This is a genomic window from Mesorhizobium sp. M0306, from assembly GCF_040321655.1.
In the GTDB taxonomy this organism is placed as follows: Bacteria; Pseudomonadota; Alphaproteobacteria; order Rhizobiales; family Rhizobiaceae; genus Mesorhizobium.
The window spans coordinates 1-4,957 of record NZ_JAMYRY010000075.1 but is presented as its reverse complement, the minus strand read 5'-3'; the positions used below and the strand labels follow the sequence as shown (position 1 = coordinate 4,957).

Here is a 4,957-nt window from a genome sequence, read left to right as displayed (position 1 = left end):
ATCGGCCACCTCGTTGCGACGATCGAACCCGGCGAATGCAAAAACTACTTCACAAACGCCGGATACGCTTCCGTCAAAACGTGAAGACTCTAGCTGGTCCGAACGAGAACACGCCGCTCGGTTTCATCGCCGCATTCCTGCCTTCGCCGACATCCGGCACCTCGTATTCGGCCAGCAGGCGAAGCCGCGAGCGGGGCAGATAGGCGCGGCCAGGATCGCCGATCAGCACGGCGATGCCGGCTCCAAGGCAGCGTTGGAGGAAGGGAACGACCCGGCCGGCGAGATCGTGGGCGTAAAACAGGTCGCCGACCATCACGATATCCACTGGTGGCGGCGGACCGCCGGTGATGTCTTCGCCAATGATCATGATAGCGACGCCGTTCGCAGTCGCATTGAGGCCGAGCGCGGCCACGCCATTACGATCGATTTCGGCCGCGACGACCTCGCTCGCTCCGGCTTTCGCCGCCGCGATGCCGACAAGGCCCGAGCCGGCGCCGAGATCGAGCACGCGACGCCCGACCACGGTCTCCGGCCGGTCCATTATGTAGCGGGCAAGCACCGCGCCGCCGGCCCAGACATAGGCCCAGTACGGTGGCTCCGGTTCAGGTCCGTCTTCCTCGATGCCGTGTTGGTTCCACTCGACAAGCCGCCTGAGCCCGCTTCCGGGATGGGCAGTGTAAAGCCGGATTTCGGGAACCGCAGGCACTGCGGCGATCCGCATGTTCGCCCGGATGAACTCTGCCGGGTCCGGACGCGTACCTGTATCCACGGCGTGGGCGCTGACGATGCAATCGCTCAAGCCGCGTCTAGCCCCGCAACGCCCGCCGCAGGATTTTGCCGACCGGCGTCTTCGGCAGTTCGGCGCGGAACTCGATATATCTGGGGCGCTTGTAGCCGGTCAGGTTCTCCTTGCAATAGGCCACCAGCGCTTCGGCGGTCAGTGCCGGGTCCTTCTTGACGACGAACAGCTTCGGCACTTCACCCGAATGCTCGTCCGGCACGCCGATCGCCGCCACTTCGAGCACGCCCGGATGCTGCGCCACCACCTCTTCGAGTTCGTTCGGATAGACGTTGAAGCCGGAAACCAGAATCATGTCCTTCTTACGGTCGACGATCTTGGTGTAGCCGCGCTCGTCCATGAAGCCCATGTCGCCCGACTTGAAGAAGCCGTCCTTGGTCATCACCTTGGCGGTCTCGTCCGGCCGGTTCCAGTAGCCGGCCATCACCTGCGGTCCGCGGATGCAGATTTCGCCGACTTCGCCGAGCGGCAAATTGTTGCCGTCGTCGTCGCGGATGGCGATCTCGGTCGAGGGCAGCGGCAGGCCGATCGTGCCGGTGTAGACTCCGTCGCTGAATTTGTTGGCGGTCGCCCCCGGCGAAGTTTCTGAGAGTCCGTAGGCCTCGCTGATCGGGCAGCCGGTCAGCGCCTTCCAACGCTCGGCGATGCCCTTCTGCACCGCCATGCCGCCACCCAGCGTCAGGATCAGCGGCTTGAAGTCGAGCTTGCGAAAATCCTCATTGTTGAGCAGCGCATTGAACAGCGTATTGAGGCCCGGGAAGATGTGGATCGGGAATTTCTGCAGCTCCTTGACGAAGCCGGGAATGTCGCGCGGATTGGGGATGAGCACGTTCTGTGCGCCCTGCTGCATTCCCATCATCGCGTTCACGGTGAGCGCAAAGATATGGTAGAGCGGCAGCGCGCAGAGGAAGTTCATATGCGCCGGTTTCGGTTTGACCGTGTAGGCGTCTTCGACCCAGAGCGCGTTCTGCGCGACGTTCGCCAAGACATTGCTGTGCAAAAGCATCGCGCCCTTGGAGATGCCGGTCGTACCGCCTGTATATTGCAGGAAGGCGATGTCGTCGGCCACGACCTCGGCGGGTTTGAAGGTCACGCCGGAGCCGGCCTTCAATGCGGCGTTGAATTTGACATGGCCGGGCAGTGACCATGCGGGCACCATCTTCTTGACGCGGCGTACAACGAAGTTGACGATCGTTCCCTTGAGCCCACCGAGCATGTCGCCCATCGTGGCGACCACGACATGCTTGACCGCGGTCCTGGCGATCACCGCCTGCAAGGTGCAGGCGAAATTTTCGAGGATGACAATGGCTTGAGCGCCGGAATCCTTGAGCTGGTGCTCCAGCTCGCGCGGCGTGTAGAGCGGATTGATGTTCACCACGACATAGCCGGCGCGAAGCACTGCCATCATCGCCACCGGATATTGCAGCACGTTCGGCATCATCAGCGCGACACGCGCGCCCTTCTGCAGCCCCTTTGATTGCAGATAGGCGCCGAAGGCCGCCGATTGTCGCTCGAGGTCGGCATAGGTGATCGATTTGCCCATGCAGACGAAGGCCGGCCGATTGGCAAACTGCTTGCAGGCGGCGACGAGAAAGTCACCGATCGAGCTGGAGGGCAGGTTGCCGATCTCAGCCGGCACGATCTTTGGGTAACTCTTGAGCCACGGTTTTTCCGGCAGGCCGGCGGCCAGCGACGTGATCGCCTTCGGTAATCTCTTGGCTGGACCTGCCGCCTGTTTGGGCGCTGTCGGCACTGCTTTCGCCGCCGGCTTGGCGGCGGCAGAGCTTGCGGCAGGCGCCGTCTTGCCGGCCCCCGGTTTGGCAGCCTTTGCCGCCGCGGTCTTCGCCGCCGGCTTCGCGCTTGCCTTCGCGGTAGCCTTCGGCTTGGCGGCGGCCGCTTTTGGCTTGACCGCTTTCGATGTTGCCTCGGCGGCCTTTGCTTTCGCCGCGGTCGTTGTCTTTGCCGGTTTTGCCACCTGTCGCTCCCTCAATCGTTCTTATCGTTTCGGCACGCTTGAGCGCCACCGCCGCCCCTGACGAACAAAGGTATCCACGTTTGCCGCAATGCCCGGAACGTGGGAAATCCGGCACGCTCTCCATCTATCTATGTATTGCCACTAGCGGCGGCCGTGCAAGCCTCGCCCACCTGGCAGTGCGGTAAGACTTGCCGTCAAACCTCTCGGCCGCGACTGCTTTTCGGACGCGCATCTCTTGAACCGAACGGCTCGATTCCCCCAATTGGCGGCATCGCCGATCAACAAAAAATTGAAGTCGCTAATAATGTCGTGATCTGCGGATTCCGCTCGTTTTTTCCACAATTTGCTGCGTGCCGGAATTTTTTTCTGCTTCCCGTGGGTTAGGCAAACGAGGAGTTCCAAAGCTAGAAAAACGGTGCTTATATGCGCGCTTCGCGAGCCTGATAGAGGGGCTTGGAAGAACATCAGGGAGTGCTCAATGAAAAAGAAACTGACTTTTGCAGCCGCGTTGCTGGCTGCAAGCGTCCTGGGCGGCATGGCCAATGCAAAACAACTGGTCTATTGCTCGGAGGCATCGCCGGCCGGCTTCGACCCGTCACCATGGAGCGGCGGCAACGACTTCGACGCCTCGTCGCGCACCATCTATTCGCGCCTGGTCGAGTTCGAGCATGGCAAGACCACCATCTCGCCCGGCCTCGCCGAGAGCTGGACGGTTTCCGACGACGGTCTCGAATACACGTTCAAGCTTCGCCCGGGTGTGAAATTCCAGACGACCGACTATTTCACGCCGACGCGCGACCTTAACGCCGACGACGTGATCTTTTCTTTCGAACGCCAGTGGAAGAAGGAAAGCCCGTGGTTTAGCTATCTGGAAGGTACCGGCTGGGAATATTTTGCCGGCATGGGCTTCCCGGAACTTCTGAAGGAAATCGTCAAGGTCGACGATCTGACCGTGAAATTCGTGCTGAACAAGCCTGAGGTTGCCTTCCTGCCGGATCTCGGCATGGATTTCGCCTCGATCGTCTCCAAGGAATATGCCGACCAGCTCGACAAGGCCGGCACTCGGCAGCAGTTCACCCAGAAACCGATCGGCACCGGTCCGTTCCAGTTCGTCGACTATCAGGTCGATGCGGTCATCCGCTACGCGGCATGGGACGGCTACTATGGCGGCCGCCAGAAGATCGACGATCTGATCTTCGCCATCACGCCCGATCCGGCCGTGCGCGCGCAGAAGCTCAAGGCCGGCGAGTGCGATATCATGTCGTACCCGGCGCCGGCCGACATCGCCGGACTGCAGGCCGACACGAACCTCAAGGTTGACGAGCAGGAAGGCCTGAATATCGGCTACATGGCTTACAACACGACGCAGCCGCCCTTCGACAAGGTCGAGGTCCGCAAGGCTCTCAACATGGCGGTGAACAAGAAGGCGATCATCGACGCGGTCTATCAGGGCGCCGGCGCGCCGGCCATCAACCCGATCCCGCCGACCATGTGGTCCTACAACAAGGACATCAAGGACGATCCCTATGATCCAGAGGCGGCCAAGAAGATGCTGGCCGACGCGGGCGTCAAGGATCTGTCGATGAAGATCTGGGCTATGCCGGTCAGCCGTCCCTACAACCCGAACGCCCAGCGCGTCGCCGAGTTGATCCAGGCCGACTATGCCGCCGTCGGCGTCAAGGCGGAGATCGTCAGCTACGAATGGACCGAGTACCGCCAGCGCGGCAAGGCTAAGGATCGCGACGGCGCCTTCCAGCTGGGCTGGACCGGTGACAATGGCGATCCGGACAACTTCTTTTTCCTGCTCGGTTGCGATGCCATCGGCCAGTCCAACTATGCAATCTGGTGCAATCAGGAGTTCGAAGGCCTGCTGAAAAAGGGCAAGGCGACGACCGACGTCGCCGAGCGCACCAAGATCTACGAGGAAGCTCAGGCCGTGTTCAAGCGTGAGGCCCCATGGCTGACCATCGCCCACTCCAAGGTCTTCATGCCGATGAACAAGAAGGTCGCGGGCTTCGTTATGGACCCGCTTGGCATTCATCGGTTTGATGGCGTCGACGTCAGCGAATAAGTTCTGAGAAATTGAACGGGGGTGCAGGGCGCACACCCCCCACCAGGTAGTATAAGAAATCATCGAGTTATTGAGACCAAAACTCGCTTTTTATACAACACACCAGTTTAGC

The 4,957-nt window shown here is 61.0% G+C and carries 3 protein-coding genes; 1 reads left to right on the top strand and 2 read right to left on the bottom strand.

From position 1 onward, the window contains the following. Positions 1-73 precede the first annotated feature (73 nt). Together NKI95_RS33960 and NKI95_RS33955 are read right to left on the bottom strand one after the other, a co-directional pair. A complete protein-coding gene (locus NKI95_RS33960; protein ID WP_502908465.1) occupies positions 74-721 on the bottom strand; it encodes a class I SAM-dependent methyltransferase in 648 nt (215 codons plus the stop codon). A gap of 85 nt (positions 722-806) precedes the next feature. Continuing rightward, positions 807-2,774 (bottom strand): long-chain fatty acid--CoA ligase, encoded by a 1,968-nt coding sequence (locus tag NKI95_RS33955; RefSeq protein ID WP_352722206.1) that lies wholly within the window; start codon positions 2,772-2,774, stop codon positions 807-809. Between the two features lie 478 nt (positions 2,775-3,252). Here NKI95_RS33955 and NKI95_RS33950 point away from each other — a divergent pair, with 478 nt between their 5' ends. Further along, on the top strand, positions 3,253-4,845 hold the full coding sequence (locus NKI95_RS33950; protein ID WP_352722205.1) for an ABC transporter substrate-binding protein: 1,593 nt from the start codon (positions 3,253-3,255) through the stop codon (positions 4,843-4,845). Positions 4,846-4,957: the final 112 nt, after the last annotated feature.

Excerpts from the sequence above, each read along its gene's own strand:
- NKI95_RS33960 (WP_502908465.1), bottom strand. The coding sequence starts at position 721 with ATGCGGATCGCCGCAGTGCCTGCGGTTCCCGAAATCCGGCTTTACACT.
- NKI95_RS33950 (WP_352722205.1), top strand. The coding sequence starts at position 3,253 with ATGAAAAAGAAACTGACTTTTGCAGCCGCGTTGCTGGCTGCAAGCGTC.